Origin of the sequence: Evansella halocellulosilytica, from assembly GCF_002335745.1 — a bacterium.
Classification (GTDB): Bacteria; Bacillota; Bacilli; order Bacillales; family Salisediminibacteriaceae; genus Bacillus_CA; species Bacillus_CA halocellulosilytica.
In genome coordinates, this window is sequence record NZ_NIST01000001.1 from 675,183 (window position 1) to 691,810 (window position 16,628).

At 38.9% G+C, this 16,628-nt stretch carries 14 protein-coding genes; all 14 read left to right on the plus strand.

Translation table 11 applies throughout. From position 1 onward, the window contains the following. The first annotated feature begins 9 nt into the window (after positions 1-9). The 14 genes from ispE to CD001_RS03085 all read left to right on the plus strand — a co-directional run bounded on the left by ispE (position 10) and on the right by CD001_RS03085 (position 16,529). On the plus strand, positions 10-870 hold the full coding sequence (gene ispE / locus CD001_RS03020; protein ID WP_096186145.1) for a 4-(cytidine 5'-diphospho)-2-C-methyl-D-erythritol kinase: 861 nt from the start codon (positions 10-12) through the stop codon (positions 868-870). Between the two features lie 76 nt (positions 871-946). Next, positions 947-1,783, plus strand: a complete 837-nt coding sequence (purR, locus tag CD001_RS03025; RefSeq protein ID WP_096186146.1) for a pur operon repressor — start codon at positions 947-949, stop codon at positions 1,781-1,783. A 244-nt stretch (positions 1,784-2,027) separates the two neighbouring features. Further along, positions 2,028-2,315 (plus strand): septation regulator SpoVG, encoded by a 288-nt coding sequence (spoVG, locus tag CD001_RS03030; RefSeq protein WP_096186147.1) that lies wholly within the window; start codon positions 2,028-2,030, stop codon positions 2,313-2,315. Between the two features lie 186 nt (positions 2,316-2,501). Continuing rightward, on the plus strand, positions 2,502-3,866 hold the full coding sequence (gene glmU / locus CD001_RS03035; RefSeq protein WP_096186148.1) for a bifunctional UDP-N-acetylglucosamine diphosphorylase/glucosamine-1-phosphate N-acetyltransferase GlmU: 1,365 nt from the start codon (positions 2,502-2,504) through the stop codon (positions 3,864-3,866). Positions 3,867-3,940: 74 nt separating this feature from the next. Then, positions 3,941-4,894, plus strand: coding sequence for a ribose-phosphate diphosphokinase (locus tag CD001_RS03040; protein ID WP_096186149.1), 954 nt, complete (start codon positions 3,941-3,943; stop codon positions 4,892-4,894). A gap of 386 nt (positions 4,895-5,280) precedes the next feature. Further along, positions 5,281-5,928: a 50S ribosomal protein L25/general stress protein Ctc gene (locus CD001_RS03045; RefSeq protein ID WP_096186150.1), complete on the plus strand. Its 648-nt coding sequence runs from the start codon at positions 5,281-5,283 to the stop codon at positions 5,926-5,928. Positions 5,929-6,089: 161 nt separating this feature from the next. Further along, complete coding sequence (pth, locus tag CD001_RS03050) at positions 6,090-6,647, plus strand: aminoacyl-tRNA hydrolase (RefSeq protein WP_096190469.1); 558 nt, start codon at positions 6,090-6,092, stop codon at positions 6,645-6,647. Between the two features lie 87 nt (positions 6,648-6,734). Beyond that, a complete protein-coding gene (locus tag CD001_RS03055) occupies positions 6,735-6,965 on the plus strand; it encodes an anti-sigma-F factor Fin family protein (protein WP_096186151.1) in 231 nt (76 codons plus the stop codon). A 275-nt stretch (positions 6,966-7,240) separates the two neighbouring features. Beyond that, positions 7,241-10,789 (plus strand): transcription-repair coupling factor, encoded by a 3,549-nt coding sequence (gene mfd, locus CD001_RS03060; protein ID WP_096186152.1) that lies wholly within the window; start codon positions 7,241-7,243, stop codon positions 10,787-10,789. Between the two features lie 767 nt (positions 10,790-11,556). Further along, a complete protein-coding gene (spoVT, locus tag CD001_RS03065; protein WP_096186153.1) occupies positions 11,557-12,096 on the plus strand; it encodes a stage V sporulation protein T in 540 nt (179 codons plus the stop codon). 146 nt (positions 12,097-12,242) lie between these two features. Beyond that, positions 12,243-12,701 (plus strand): carboxymuconolactone decarboxylase family protein, encoded by a 459-nt coding sequence (locus CD001_RS03070; RefSeq protein ID WP_096186154.1) that lies wholly within the window; start codon positions 12,243-12,245, stop codon positions 12,699-12,701. A 478-nt stretch (positions 12,702-13,179) separates the two neighbouring features. Next, positions 13,180-14,772, plus strand: a complete 1,593-nt coding sequence (locus tag CD001_RS03075) for a putative polysaccharide biosynthesis protein (protein WP_096186155.1) — start codon at positions 13,180-13,182, stop codon at positions 14,770-14,772. 21 nt (positions 14,773-14,793) lie between these two features. Beyond that, positions 14,794-16,257 (plus strand): bifunctional methyltransferase/pyrophosphohydrolase YabN, encoded by a 1,464-nt coding sequence (gene yabN, locus CD001_RS03080; protein ID WP_096186156.1) that lies wholly within the window; start codon positions 14,794-14,796, stop codon positions 16,255-16,257. 11 nt (positions 16,258-16,268) lie between these two features. Further along, positions 16,269-16,529, plus strand: coding sequence for an RNA-binding S4 domain-containing protein (locus tag CD001_RS03085; protein WP_096186157.1), 261 nt, complete (start codon positions 16,269-16,271; stop codon positions 16,527-16,529). Positions 16,530-16,628: the final 99 nt, after the last annotated feature.

Below are 16,628 nucleotides of genomic sequence, written 5' to 3' on the forward strand. Positions count from 1 at the left end.
GTGATGACAATGAAAGTAGTAAAAGCCCCGGCTAAAATAAATTTAACGTTAGATGTCGTTCGAAAAAGGGACGACGGTTTTCATGATGTGGAGATGATCATGACAACAATTGATCTTGCAGACAGAATCCATTTAACTCCTTTACATACAAATCGAATCATGATTGATGTAACGAAAGGATACGTACCTAATAATGAGAATAACCTTGCCTATCAAGCTGCGCAAAAACTGAAGGAGCGTTTAGGCATAAACAAAGGAGTATCCATTTTTATCGACAAACAAATTCCTGTTTCAGCTGGCTTAGCAGGAGGAAGTACAGATGCTGCAGCTGTATTACGCGGGTTGAATGATATGTGGGGTCTCGGTTTAACAATGGAGGAGCTTGCAGAGATAGGGCTAGAAATAGGTTCAGACGTTCCGTTTTGTGTACATGGCGGCACCGCTGTTGCAAGAGGCCGTGGTGAACAATTAGAATTTATTGACTCTCCGCCACCTTGCTGGGTTGTGTTAGCGAAACCGCCGATCGGTGTGTCAACGAAAGAGGTATATCAACGAATAAAAGTGGATCAATTAACACATCCAAAAACAGATGTAATGGTACAAGCGATCGAATCGGAAAATTTCAAGCAAGTATGTGATCATTTAGAAAATGTGATGGAAAGTATTACATTTAACATGCATCCAGAGGTTAGAAAAATTAAAGAACGTATGAAACAGTTTGGCGCAGATGGAGCAGTCATGAGCGGAAGTGGCCCAACTGTATTTGCGCTCACTCAAAACGACTCAAAAGCTGAACGTTTATATAATGGTTTAAAAGGGTTTGTTGAACAAGTGTACCCCGTTCGCCTTCTTGGAAAAAAACATACGTAAAGGATGAGGGAACTTGTAAAGTCCGTATGAAAGTGATATATTACTTTTAAAATATTCGGATTTTACGGAGGTTTCTATGAAATATCGACGAAGTGGCCGGTTAGTAGACATGACGAATTACTTTTTATCCAACCCTCACCATCAAATTCCTTTAACATATTTCTCTGAAAGATACCAATCTGCCAAATCTTCGATCAGTGAAGATATCGGCATTATAAAAGAGGTATTTGAAGCGAAAAATGTCGGCACGATTGAAACGACAGCTGGTGCGACTGGAGGAGTGACATATATTCCTACAGTGGACCGTTTACAAACTGAAAGAGATGTTGATGCATTTTGTGGTCAGCTTGAGGATTCGAATCGTCTTTTGCCCGGTGGATACTTATACATGATGGATATCATCGGAAACCCTAAATTGATCCAAGATATCGGACGAATTTTTGCTTCACGTTTCCGCCATTCAGAAGTTGATGCAGTCATGACGATGGCAACGAAGGGAATTCCTCTTGCTTATGCTGTTGCTAGCCATTTAAACGTGCCGGTTAGTATCGTTCGACATGAACATCGAATTACGGAAGGTTCAATTGTCAGTATTAATTATGTATCGGGATCGAAAAAGCGGATTCAAACAATGTCTTTAGCAAGACGCAGCTTAAAGCCTTACTCAAATGTATTAATTATTGACGATTTCATGAAGGCAGGCGGAACAATCCGAGGAATGATGGATTTAGTCTCTGAATTCCAATCAACTGTAGCGGGTGTCGGTGTTTTAACTGAAGCTGTCCATGAGGAAGAAAAGCTTGTCTCAGAGTATGTTTCATTAACAAAACTGTCGCAAATGGACGAAAAGAAGAAAACGATAAAAGTTGAACGAGGTAACTTGTTTGATGATCACTATTATTTGCAAAGTTAAAACAGTCTCAAAGAAGTAGCACAAACCAAGGCGCGGTTTGTGCTACTATGTTTTTGATCGAATTATATAAACATGCATGTCTTTTGTTAAACAAGGGAAGAATGAGTTGGTATGCTGAAAATTTACAGTAAATTTCAAAGAATAAATTTATTCCATATTTTTTCACAAAAAAAGAAGGTTTTTTGCTTTCGATGTAGAATCGTGATAACAGAAATCTATTTATTGGATAAAGGTGGTGGCAGATATGGAAGTAACAGATGTGAGACTTCGCCGTGTGAATACGGAAGGTCGTATGCTTGCAATCGCATCTATTACCATCGATGATGAATTTGTCGTACATGACATTCGTGTGATCGACGGCAATAATGGTATGTTCGTGGCTATGCCGAGCAAGCGTACTCCGGATGGAGAATTTAGAGATATTGCTCACCCAATTTCTTCTAAAACACGTGAAAAGATTCAGTCGGCGGTTTTAACTGAGTATGAACGTGCGGGAGATGAAGTTGAATATGAAGAAGCGGGTGCTTCTTAAAAACGAGACCTAGTCCTAATAAGACTAGGTTATTTTTTTGTCACATTTGTTAAAAACCTAGATATTTTAACGTCTACGCTTCATATAATAGCCGTGAACTTGCATGATGGGTTTCTTTGTATCTTGAAATGAAAGGCAATATAAGATATATTCGTAATGGAAAATTGAGCCCTTGGAGGTTGCGATATGAATAAACGATTTGCAGTGATTCTCGCTGCTGGGAAAGGGACAAGGATGAAATCCGACTTATATAAAGTGCTTCATCCTGTCTGTGGAAAGCCAATGGTTCAACATATTGTCGATCAATTATCAAAATGCAGCGTAGAAAAGACGATTGCTGTTGTTGGTCACGGAGCCGAAATGGTGAAGGAACAGTTAGGCGAGAATATCGAATATGCTTTACAAGAAGAACAACTTGGAACAGGACATGCTGTATTGCAAGCGGAAGAAAGTCTTCAAGGTCAAGAAGGAAAAACGGTTGTTCTTTGCGGGGATACGCCTTTACTAACGAAAGAAACGATCGAAGCATTAATTGATGAGCATGAAAAAAAGGGTGCTAAAGCAACGGTTTTAACGGCTTCAGCCGATGATCCTACAGGTTACGGCCGGGTTATTCGTAACGGTGATGGATCCGTAGAAAAGATCGTTGAGCATAAAGATGCATCAGAAGAGGAAAGACTAGTTCAAGAAATTAACACAGGAACTTATTGTTTTGATAATCGTACGTTATTTGAAGCGTTGAAGTATGTCAATAATGATAATGTACAGGGTGAATATTATCTTCCAGACGTGATTGAAATTCTCCAAAAGCAAGGAGAAGTCATTGCTGCTTATATGACAAAGGATTTCAACGAATCGATGGGAATTAATGACCGGGTTGCTTTAAGTCGAGCAGAGAAAGCAATGAGAGCGCGTATAAATGAAAAGTTAATGCGTGAAGGTGTAACTCTGATTGATCCAGACCAAACATATGTATCCGCTGATGCGAAAATTGGAAAAGATACAGTCATTTATCCAGGAACGATCATCAAAGGGGATGTTACGATAGGTGAATGGTGTACAATTGGTCCTCATACAGAGATTTTTAACAGTACAATCAGCAATGGGACTGAAATAAAACAATCTGTCGTACATGACAGTGAAGTTGGACAGAATGTGTCCATTGGTCCATTCTCTCATTTAAGGCCGCAAACGAAGCTCGGTAACGATGTACGTGTTGGTAATTTTGTCGAACTGAAAAAAATGTCGATGGGGAATGGAAGTAAAGCCTCTCATTTAAGCTACTTAGGAGATGCAGAGGTTGGTGAGCAAGTAAATGTAGGTTGCGGTTCAATAACTGTAAACTATGATGGTAAAAAGAAATACTTAACGAAAATTGAAGACGGAGCATTTATCGGGTGTAATTCGAACTTAATTGCCCCGGTAACGGTTGGAAAAGAAGCGTATATCGCAGCAGGTTCAACGATTACGGACGATGTTCCAGGAGAAGCACTTGCGATAGCTCGCGGGCGTCAAACGAATAAAGAAGGTTATGTAAGAAAGAAAAAATAAAGCAAGTGTATGTCTGACTAATTTTTGAACACACGCTTATCTTTTAATAATATTTTATGGAGGTTTTTGCAGCCATGGCACAGCAGTATGGAGATGACAGTTTAAAAGTTTTTACGCTAAATTCTAATCGTGATTTAGCTCATGAAATTACAGACCACATCGGGGTAGAAATGGGTAAAAGCTCAGTTACCCGTTTTAGTGATGGTGAGATCCAAATTAATATTGAGGAAAGTATTCGCGGGTGTGATATTTTCGTCATTCAATCAACAAGTTCGCCGGCAAATGAACACATTATGGAACTATTAATTATGATCGACGCATTAAAGAGAGCATCTGCGAAAACGATCAATGTCGTAATGCCTTACTATGGCTATGCGCGCCAAGATCGCAAAGCTCGTTCTCGAGAACCGATTACGGCGAAATTAGTTGCGAATTTACTTGAAACAGCAGGAGCGAGTCGGGTCATTGCTCTCGATCTTCATGCGACACAAATTCAAGGTTTCTTCGACATTCCAGTAGATCAGCTTGTTGGTGTACCAATTCTTGCTGATTACTTTGAAGCAAAGAACTTAGATGACATTGTCATTGTATCTCCTGACCACGGTGGGGTTGTACGAGCAAGAAAAATGGCAGATCGATTAAAGGCACCAATCGCGATTATTGATAAACGTCGTCCTAAGCCGAACATGGCTGAAGTGATGAATATTGTTGGTAATATTGAAGGGAAAACAGCGATTATTATTGATGATATTATCGATACTGCTGGTACGATGACGTTAGCTGCAAGTGCAATGGTTGAGAATGGAGCAAAAGAAGTGTATGCTTGTAGTACACACCCAGTTCTATCTGGACCAGCAATCGAGAGAATTCAAAATTCTAAAATTAAAGAGCTTGTCGTCACAAATACGATTCCATTACCTGAAGAGAAGATGATTGATAAAGTCACTCAATTATCTGTTGGACCATTGCTTGCAAAAGCAATTATCCATGTTCATGAACAACGCTCAGTAAGTCGATTGTTTAATTAAAGTGCATGTTCAAAAGGGGCGAATAGAACAAAGCGACGAAGTTTTCAGTAGCGGAACGTATGGTGTTAATACATACGTGAGTAACAAAAAACGAGTCAACGCATCCCTGGACTTTTTGAACATCCTCGAAAAATGTGTAATAAATGACATCAGGATCTACTAACAAGCATGTTCAAATAAAGGGTAAAAGAGATACTTATATTGATTTTTTGCCAGTAATTTTTCCCGGGAAAATTTGAACGTCGTAAAAAAAGTTTTCGAGTACGTTAAGGTGTGTTACTTCTAAAAGAGTCTCGCGTTTCAAATCATTTTTTTAAAAGAGTTTTTAAACACCCAAATTAGGGAAAAAAGTAAGAAGACCGAAAAAAATTATGAGGTGAAAAGACATGGCTACAGTATTACAAGCAGCTAAACGAGAAGATCGAAGAGGTTCAAGACTTAATAAGATTCGCAAACAAGGTGGAGTACCAGGTGTTATTTATGGTAAATCATTTGGCAACGAACCTGTTACTGTCGATGAGATAGTTTTTATTAAAACACTTCGAAAGCAAGGGAAAACAGGCGTCTTTAAGCTTGACATAGACGGTAAACAAACAGATGTAATGATTTACGACTTACAATATGACCGCATAAAAAATGAAATTATTCACGTTGATTTTTATGCTGTTGATATGAAGAGTAAGATGAGTGCTGACGTACCGGTACACATCGTCGGTGATTCAGTAGGTGTAAAAAACGGAGGGGTCCTTCAGCATGCTGTTTATGAGCTTTCAGTGGAAGCACTTCCAGCAGACCTTCCTGAAGCCATTGATGTTGATGTATCAAAGCTAGACGTCAATGATTCGGTCCAAGTGAAAGATTTAAAAGCTGGAGCGAAATTTGAATTTAACAACGATCCTGAAGAAGTTATTGTCTCAATCCTTCCACCTACTGAAGAGCCTGAAGAGCCAGCAGCTGGTGGTGATTCTGGTAATCAAGAGCCAGAATTAGTCGGATCGGATGAAGCAGGAAATGAAGATAACAATCAAGAATAAGGAATAAAGGACTTGAGGTATAACCGTCCAGGTTATGCCTCTTTTCATCGTAAGTGCGATTTTTGCCGATGAAAGAGGGCAATCATAATAAAGGGAGAGATCGTATGTTATTAAAAAAGCTTTTTTCAAGAAAGAATGAAGTAGAAAGTGAGGACTTACCAATGAAACTAATCGTTGGCTTAGGAAATCCGGGGGCCAAATACGATGGGACACGTCATAATGTTGGGTTTGAAGTCATTGATCGTTGTCAACAGCAACTATCAATTGAATTAGATCAGTCAAAATTTAAAGGAGCATTTGGATACAGAAAAATAGGTGAAGAGAAAATTTTTCTGTTAAAACCATTAACATATATGAACTTATCCGGTGAATCGATCGTTCCTCTTATGAACTTTTATAAAATAAGGATAGACGAATTATTAGTCATTTATGATGACTTAGATTTACCGCCTGGCGCGATTCGTTTACGTCAAAAAGGCGGACATGGCGGCCATAATGGGATTAGATCGATCATTTCACAGTTAGGTACAGATAAATTCAAACGAATCCGTGTAGGAATTGGCCGTCCACCCCAAGGCCAGGCAGTACCAAATTACGTGTTAAGCGGTTTTCAGGAAGAGGAACGAGCAGAAGTCGATCAAGCTGTTGAAAAAGCAACTGAAGCTGTCGAGGAATGGACGAAAACATCATTTGCTAACGTCATGAATAAGTATAATTAAATACTATAGAGGATGCATAGAGCCTTATCCTTCTGATCATACTACTTAAAGAGTATTGTGATGCATAGAATGGTAAGGAGGGTTCATATGGCTATCCATTATTATTGTCGACATTGCACCAAAAAAGTGGGTACGATTAGCCAATGGTCTGCAGATGAACGACAACTAGGATTTCATGAACTGACTGACGAGGAGCGAAAAGAGATGATTGAGTATGATTCAAAAGGTCATATTCAAGTCAAAACAATTTGCGAAGACTGTGAAAACACCCTTCGAACAAACCCAGATTATCATGCCTATGAGTCTTTTCTTCATTAAGACAATGTTCGACAAGCTTTGGTGCAGCGTGCCAAAGCATTTTTCTAGTAAAATGAGAGGGATGACTAGCTCTGAATATGAAAGTTTGTATGTAAGGATATCATGATATATCATATTGGGAATCCACTTGGTCTTATTCGATTAACAAAAATTTAGACATGTCTGTTTTTAAAATAGAGGATTACGAAAATAGTTCATGAATCATATTAATAGATTATATGGAAATTAACAGGAAATAAATGATCGTTTTCCAGCAGATGATAAGGAGGAGAAGGATGGAAGGATTATTACAATCCATTAAGAATGGTGATGATGTTGGGAGCATCATTGAGGGTATAGAAGCGAATATATCAGAACAAATGGTATCTGGCTTGAGTGGTTCAGCCAGGTCTCTTGTCATTGCTTCCGCTTTCAACGAGACGAAACGTACTCAATTAGTTGTAACCCACAATTTGTTCCAAGCACAAAAATTATATGACGATCTCGTTTCTCTTGTAGGAGAAGAGTCTGTCTTTCTATACCCAGTTAATGAATTAATTGCTTCAGAAATTGCGGTTGCTAGCCCTGAGATGAGAGGGCAGAGAATTGAAGTTTTAAATCGTTTAGCCTCTAAAAAGGAAGCGATTGTCATTTCACCAATGGCAGGTGTTCGAAGACTACTGCCGCCGAAGCAATTGTGGGAATCATACCAAATAGCATTTGAATCAGGGAAAGATATTGATTTAGATACAACATTATCCCAGCTAGTTGCGATGGGATTTCAGCGCGTAGATATGGTGTCAGCTCCAGGTGAATTTAGTTTACGCGGCGGAATTATAGATATTTATCCTTTAACAGAAGAACTGCCTGTAAGAATTGAATTGTTTGATACGGAAGTAGATTCAATTCGATATTTTGACGTTGAAACACAACGCTCAATGAAGCAAGGAAAAGACGTTCTGATTGGACCTGCAAAGGAAGTACTGCTGTCTGAAGAACAGTTTCAATATGGAGCTAGCCAGTTGGAAGCCGGATTAGCTGAAAGTCTAGCAAAAGTGAAAGATAAAGCGACAAAGGAGAAAATGTCAGAGCAAGTTGGTCAAGAAATTGATTGGTTAAAACAGAGAACGATGTTCGATTCGATATATAAATATATGTCATTGTTTTATGATGATCGTTATACATTACTAGACTATTTACCAGATCATAGTATGATTTCGATCGATGAAGTAAGTCGAGTCCAAGAGATGGGACAAAGTTTAGAAAAAGAAGAAGCTGAGTGGTATACAACGATGCTCTCACAAGGAGCGACAGTGACGAACTTAAAGCTATCAAAAGATTGGGAGGAATTGTTTACAAAGACAGCAACCCCAATTGTTTACTTAAGCTTGTTTTTACGACATGTTCCGTCTACAAATCCAAAAAATATCGTCAATATTCAAAGTAAAACGATGCAGAACTTCCATGGACAACTTCATTTATTAAAATCTGAAGTAGAGAGATGGAAGGAAGCGAATTATTCGATTACTGTTATGGCAGGCAATGAACAAAGGGCAGAGCGACTTAAACAAGTGCTTGCAGATTATGATATAGAAGCCGCTATCGTAAACTCTGATCAAGTTCCTGCAAGGGGACAAACACAAATTATGCTCGGACATTTTATGTCAGGGTTTGAATTACCGATGCAACGATTAATCATTATTACGGAAGAAGAAGTTTTTACAAAAAAAGCGAAAAAACCGAAGCGCCGCCAGAAGCTTTCTAACGCAGAAAGAATTAAAAGTTATTCAGAGCTTAAGGTTGGCGACTGGGTCGTTCACACAAACCATGGAATCGGAAAATATTTAGGGATAAAAACGTTAGAAGTCGGCGGCATTCATAAGGATTATATGCACATTTCCTATGCTGGAAATGATAAATTGTACGTTCCCGTTGAACAAATTGACCAGGTGCAAAAATATGTTGGATCGGAAGAAAAAGAACCGAAAATGTATGCACTAGGCGGAAATGACTGGAAAAAAGTAAAAACGAAAGTGCGTTCATCTGTACAAGATATTGCGGACGATTTAATTAAACTATATGCAGAACGAGAGGCAAGTAAAGGTCACGCTTTTTCAAAAGATGGACCAGAACAGCAAGAGTTTGAATCATCATTTCCATACCAAGAAACGGAAGATCAAGTTAGGGCGATTGAAGAAATTAAGAAGGATATGGAACGGGAGCGTCCAATGGACCGGCTCTTATGCGGGGATGTTGGATATGGAAAGACAGAGGTCGCGCTTCGTGCTGCCTTTAAAGCGATTATGGATGGTAAACAAGTTGCCTTTCTTGTTCCAACAACGATCCTTGCTCAGCAGCATTATGAAACGATCCGTGAAAGGTTCCAAGACTTTGCCATTAATGTTGGCTTATTGAGCAGATTTAAAACGAGAAAAGAACAGAAGGAAACGACCGATGGGTTAAAGAAAGGGACAGTGGATATCGTCGTTGGAACTCATCGCTTACTATCAAAAGATATTCAATTTAAGAATTTAGGTTTGTTAATTGTCGATGAAGAACAACGGTTTGGTGTGACTCATAAAGAAAAAATTAAAAGTATGAAAGCGAACGTTGATGTCCTAACATTAACTGCGACACCGATTCCGAGAACGCTCCATATGTCAATGCTCGGAGTACGAGACTTATCAGTCATTGAAACACCTCCAGAAAACCGTTTCCCTGTTCAAACGTATGTTGTAGAGCATAATGATGCATTAGTGAGAGAAGCGATAGAGCGTGAACTATCACGAGGAGGCCAAATTTATTACCTTTATAATCGAGTGGAAGATATCGAGACGATGGCTGATAAAATTTCAATGCTCGTTCCCGATGCGAATGTTCGATTTGCTCATGGGAAAATGACTGAGACAGAATTAGAGTCAGTTATGATCGATTTTCTGGAAGGGAATACGGACGTACTCGTTACAACGACGATCATTGAAACGGGTGTAGATATCCCGAATGTTAATACACTGATTATTCATGATGCTGATCGCATGGGGCTATCTCAGCTTTATCAGCTTCGTGGGCGTGTCGGCAGGTCAAATCGTGTAGCTTATGCGTACTTTACACATCAAAGGGACAAAGTGTTAACAGAAGTTGCTGAAAAGCGTCTGCAATCAATAAAGGAATTTACCGAGCTTGGCTCTGGGTTCAAAATTGCGATGAGAGATTTGTCTATTCGCGGCGCAGGGAATCTATTAGGAGCGGAACAACATGGGTTTATCGCTTCAGTAGGGTTTGACCTCTACTCACAAATGTTAAAAGAAGCCATTGATGAACGTAAAGAAACGCCTGAAGAAAAAACTAAAAAGGAAAAACAGCCTGAATTAGAATTGGATATTCAAGTTGATGCATATATTCCAGAAGGATATATCTCTGATTCAAAACAAAAAATTGATATGTATAAGCGGTTTAAAAGTTTGGAAACGGAACAGGACATCCAAGATTTACAATCAGAAATGATCGACAGATTTGGTGATTACCCTGAAGAAGTCGGCTATTTATTCCAAGTATCTCGCATTAAACAATATGCCGTTCATTACGGAATTGAAAATATAGTGGAAAAAAGTGATCAGTGTAAAGTACTGTTAAGTGAGAAAACGACCAATCAAATTGATGGCTCAAAGCTATTTTCAGTCGTGAATCAAATTTCTCGAAAGTTAAACTTATCGATGACTGGAAAACAAATTATGATCCATTTAAAAACAAAGACATTAACGGATGGAGAATATTTAACGATTCTCGAAAAGGTTCTGTCTGAATTGGACAACGTAAAGAAGGAAGCAAGCTCTGCTAGTTCTTAAATGGTTTCAGAAGAAAAGGGGTTGTCTTAAACGTCCATGGCTTGGCAGAAAAACGAGTTGAGGTATGTTATCTCAGCTCGTTTTTCTTATTTATTTGAATCAATTTCATAATTCATCTTATTAAAAATGATTACAGTCTCAGAATTTGTTTATTATGCTTTTTTAATTTGTACACTTTTTATTTGGATCGCAGTTGAAATACACTTCGCTTTCCGCGGCAAGCGAGTGTTTTTGAAACAATCAACCCCATATAAAGTAAGTACCTGAAAAAGGAAGAAATGGCACTCACTGTCGGTGAGTGCCACTCATATTAACTGGGTTTTGTCCCAACCTCCGGAAGTTGAGGCATTGCCCGCTGCAAAGAAGACACTACGAATGCAAACGAAGTGCAGCACGAGTAGATGTCACACTTGTGCTTTGGAGTGAAAGCATTCGCCGATAGCGATTTCGAATTCTATTTGATTATAATGTGAAAGAAAAGGTGTCCTCAAAATACTTTTGGACAACCTAAAATTTAATAAGGTCCTTTAAAGGGTGGTAAAGTGCCCTTTTATGATGAAATGGCACCGCTCGTTTTACTTGCGGATAACTTATTCATGAGATATTGTGCAAATTTCTTGTTGAAATGGTGAATAGTTCTTTTTTTTTAATGGATAATAAAGACAAGATTTCATTTTATGCAATGCGAAAAGCCGATTTTTCTTATTCAATACTTGCATGCAAGAACATCAATGTGAATTCAACAAGGAAAGTGAGGCAACGTAAGTATGAAAGCAACTGGTATTGTTCGCCGTATCGATGATCTAGGACGTGTCGTTATTCCGAAAGAAATTCGACGTACTTTGCGTATTCGTGAAGGGGATCCATTAGAAATCTTCGTTGATCGTGACGGGGAAGTCATTTTAAAGAAATATTCACCAATTTCTGAACTGGGGGACTTTGCGAAAGAATACGCTGAAGCACTTTATGACAGCTTAAACCACACCGTCCTCATAGCAGACCGTGATACATATATTGCGGTTGCAGGCGGATCTAAGAAGGAATATTACAATAAAAGTATTGGACAGCTTGTCGAATCTTCAATGAATGATCGGAAAACGATCCTTGAAGCGCAAACTGGGGAATACGAATTGGCAGGTGACTCGAAAGAAGAAGTTCATGGATGCTGTATCGCACCTATTATTGCAAGTGGTGATCCAATCGGAGCTGTTGTTTTAGTTTCAAAAGACTCTAACAGCTTTGGGGATGTCGAGAAGAAGCTGGCAGAAACAGCAGCAGGCTTTTTAGCAAGACAAATGGAACAATAGGAAATCTTAATGATAAGGGACGCCAGTCCTTTTCTCAGGCTGTAGAGAAATTTTTCTCTACAGCCTGCTTTGTTTTTTGTCACAAATCGATCCTCTATTTTGTCATATTAGTGAAGACCAAAAATACTTTAATGGAGGAGATTGACATGGAGCAACGTATTAACTACATGAGGACAAACCGGGAAGTTTTCAAATTAATAAGTCAATTGGAGGAGTACAAAAATACAACAGGATTTGATATGAAATTAATCGAATTGATTAAAATTCGTGCTTCCCAAATGAATGGCTGTGCATTCTGTTTAGATATGCACACAAAGGATGCCCGGGCAAATGGTGAAACTGAGCAAAGGATTTACTGTTTAAATACTTGGCGTGAGTCACCATTCTATTCTGTAACAGAAAGGGTAGCACTTGAATTAACAGAAGCAGTGACAAACATTTCGGTAAACGGAGTACCAGATGATTTGTATGAGCGAGTTCACGTTCATTTTAATGAAAAACAATATATTGATCTTGTAACGATCATTATCACGATCAATAGTTGGAACCGATTGGCCATATCATCGAAAAGTATACCCGGACAATACAAACCTGTAACAAAATAGATGTTGCCATCATTAAATCCCTCGTATTCATTTTGAACGAGGGATTTTTTCCTTTAAAAGATAAGAATTTATAAAATATTAGTCTCTCGATTGTTGTCTAAACTAGCAGGAACGAGCGTTTACTACACGAGCTTCCACACAGATGTGGTGACTTCGGTGTTCCCGCAGGACGCGGGGGTTTTAGCCGAAGATCTGATCTAGCGATTTGGCTCAACGGACAGGACGTCCTAATGCCGGGCATGCTACAGGACGTGGCGTATTGCCCGGTTGACGGATCTAGCTTCAAAGTGATACTAGAAGAGGAAGAGGCAGCGCTTTTCGTCGATAGGCGGGCGCCTTGCGCTTTTCTTAATCAGCTCAATTAGCGAAGTGGGTTTGCCGGAAGATTAGGTAAGGTTTTCTTGTGCTATAATAGCACGAGATGAAATGGTTCACTTTTTGCGGAGAATATTTAAATTAGTTAGGATTGAACAATAAATTGAAACAACAACATTCATGGATGAAAGGTGCACTTTATTTATCATTAGCTGCATTTATTGTGAAAGGATTAAGTGCTTTATATAAAGTTCCTTATCAAAACTTTACTGGCGACCACGGTTTTTATGTGTACCAGCAAGTGTATCCTATTTACGGAATTGCCCTCGTTTTAGGAAGCTATGGAATTCCTGTCGTCATTGCGAGGATCGTTTCAGAAGGTGAGGCAGATAAACCGTTTAACGGAAATAATGGACAACGGATCTTTCGTATGTTTTTATTTTTAACTGCTTTGTATTCAAGTGTCGGAATCTGTTTGTTCTATTTCGCTGAATATATTGCAATATTGATGGGAGATCGACAGTTAACACGACCGATACAGTGGTTGGCGTTGCCTTTTTTTACTTTACCGTTTTTAGCTGTTGGCAGAGGTTACTACCAAGGAAAGCAAATGATGCTGCCCACTGCATTCTCACAAGTAGGAGAACAATTCGTACGTGTTGTCATGATTATCATGGTCGCTGCAGTTGCTATGCAGTACAGTGGTGACCCATATAAAGCCGGAATCTCTGCAGGGGCTGGAGCGTTTGCGGGTGGTCTTGCAGGCATCGCAATACTTGGCTACTACAGTAAAGGGATCTTTTCATTAAATGTATTGAAAAAAGTAACGACGATTAAATATGACCAAATAGGAAGAGACTTCCGAGATCTGATCGTTTCCGGTTTATTCGTCTCTATTAGTGCAATGGCTTTCATCATCTATCAGCTCATAGATGCCTTTATGGTTTATCGATTATTACTAAATGAAGTAGATGGATCATCTGCTGCTGTTTTAAAAGGTATATATGACAGGAGCTGGCCGTTAGTGCAGTTTGGCGCAGTAGTAACAACTGTATTTTCATACGCAGTCCTCCCGTTTATTACGAAAGCATATATGACGAAAAAAAACAATTTAGTCCAGCAATATATTGGACAGTCCTTAAAAGTGTGTCTTGTATATGGCGGAGCGGCTGCAATAGGATTAATCACACTCATGCCGTCTATAAACCCGATGCTGTATATGAATCATGATGGACAAGTGTCTTTGCAAATTCTTGCTACAACCGTATTGTTCGGGTCAATGTTTATGACTGGCGCTGCACTGCTCCATGCGGTGTATAGGTCTGGTGCAGCATTTGTCGTTTTATTAGTAGGCTTAGTCCTTAAATTTATGCTTAACATCGTGCTCATACCCGAATTTGAGATTCGTGGTGCAGCCTTAGCTTCGGCGGGGAGTTTTATGATTGTCGCTATTTTATTAATTATGTATATGAAAAAGAATCATCTCTTTCAAGGATTTAACCGTTTATTTTGGGGAAAATGGATGATATCTCTTTCAATAATGGCAGCTTTTGTTTTAATCGTACAATTTGCCGTCGAGCAAATATTATTATTAAATTTTCAGTTGCCAGAACGTCTAGTTTATAGCATGAATGCAATATTCACCTCAACGGCAGGTGGAGCGCTTTTCATACTCGTTATCTGGAAGTTACGTGTTTTTGATAAGAATGAATGGGAGAGTTTACCAAAAGTATCCCGGTATCTCCCTTATCAATAAGGAAGCAGGAGTGAATCGTTCATGAAAAATAAAATTGTCGTTTTAGGGCTTGGAGCCGGAAATATTGAGCAATTGCCTTTAGGAGTTTATCGAACGATAAAAGAAAATGAGCGTATATTTGTACGTACAAAAGAACATCCAGTATTAAAGGAGCTATTAGAGGAAGGTGTATCATTTACCAGCTTCGATGATATTTATGAAGCTCATGATCAATTTGCTGATGTATATGAAAACATCGTGGAAACATTGTTTGAACAGTCCGAACATGGCGAGTTAATTTATGCCGTTCCAGGTCATCCATTTGTTGCAGAATCAACTGTAAAGATGCTGCTCGAAAAAGCGGAAGATAGAAATACGGAAGTAGAGTTTTCGGGGGGACAGAGCTTTTTAGATGCGATGTTTCAAACATTGAAGATCGATCCTATTGACGGTTTTCAATTATTAGATGGTACAGTATTAAAAAAAGAAGATATCCAGCTTAGAAATCATCTTATTATTGCACAAGTGTATGATTCTTTTATCGCTTCAGAAGTGAAGCTGACATTAATGGACATCCTTCCTGATGAATATGAGGTGACAATCGTCACTTCTGCAGGTAATGATAATGAACAAGTCCAACGAGTACCATTATATGAATTAGACCGTGTTACAACTTTAAATAATTTAACCGCTGTCTACATACCACCAGTAACCGATGAGACGTTGCTTTACCATGATTTTCAAAAGCTGCGTGAAGTGATTGCTACATTGAGAGGCCCGGAAGGCTGCCCGTGGGACCAAAAACAAACCCATGAATCGTTAAAAAAATATTTAATTGAAGAAGCTTATGAGGTTTTGAGTGCGATTGATGAAGGAAATACAGACCATTTAGCCGAAGAGTTAGGGGATGTATTATTGCAAGTGATGTTACATGCTCAAATTGGTGAGGACGAAGGGTACTTTTCAATTGATGATGTCATTTTACACATTACTGAAAAAATGGTGCGCCGTCACCCTCATGTATTCGGAGATGCTGCCGTTGAAAATGCAGACGATGTTGTTTCAAACTGGGAAGAAATAAAGAAACGTGAAAAAGGTGGCAAAGCAAGAGAGCAATCAATCCTAGCCGATATTCCGAAAGAATTCCCGAGTTTACTAAAAGCTTTTAACATACAAAAAAAAGTGGCTAAAGTTGGATTTGACTGGGGAGAAGAGGCACCGATGTGGATGAAACTTCAAGAAGAAATATCGGAATGGATGTATGAAAGAAGAAAAGGAAATAAAGAGGCGAGTGTAAAAGAACTCGGGGATGTATTTTTTGCGCTCGTAAACTTAGCGAGGTACGATAACATCGATCCAGAAGAAGCTCTGCGGCAGACGAATGAAAAATTCATCTCACGCTTTCAATATATTGAGAAAGTGCTGCAGGAAAAAGGGCTTGATATAAAAGAACAGCCGCTTGAACAATTAGACTTGCTTTGGGAAGATGCAAAAAGACAAGATTAGGAGAGGATCTTATGAGATTAGATAAATTTTTAAAAGTTTCCCGTTTAATTAAACGCCGTACGATGGCAAAAGAGGTAGCTGAACAAGGAAGAGTATCGATTAATGGTCAACCTGCTAAAGCGGGGGCTAACGTTAAAATCGGTGATGAACTTGCCATTCAATTTGGCCAGAAAAAGGTCGTTGTGAAAGTAGAACGTTTAGAGGAAGCTGTTCGAAAGGACGAGTCTGGCACACTTTATTCATTAATAGAAGAAGTTCACAGTGAGCGATAATCACACCTGCGAAAAAACCTTCGAATAAATCTCATCAAAAATAAAAATAGGCTTGTTCTATTCTAATTCCTTCGTACATACAAATATAACAAAGTACGG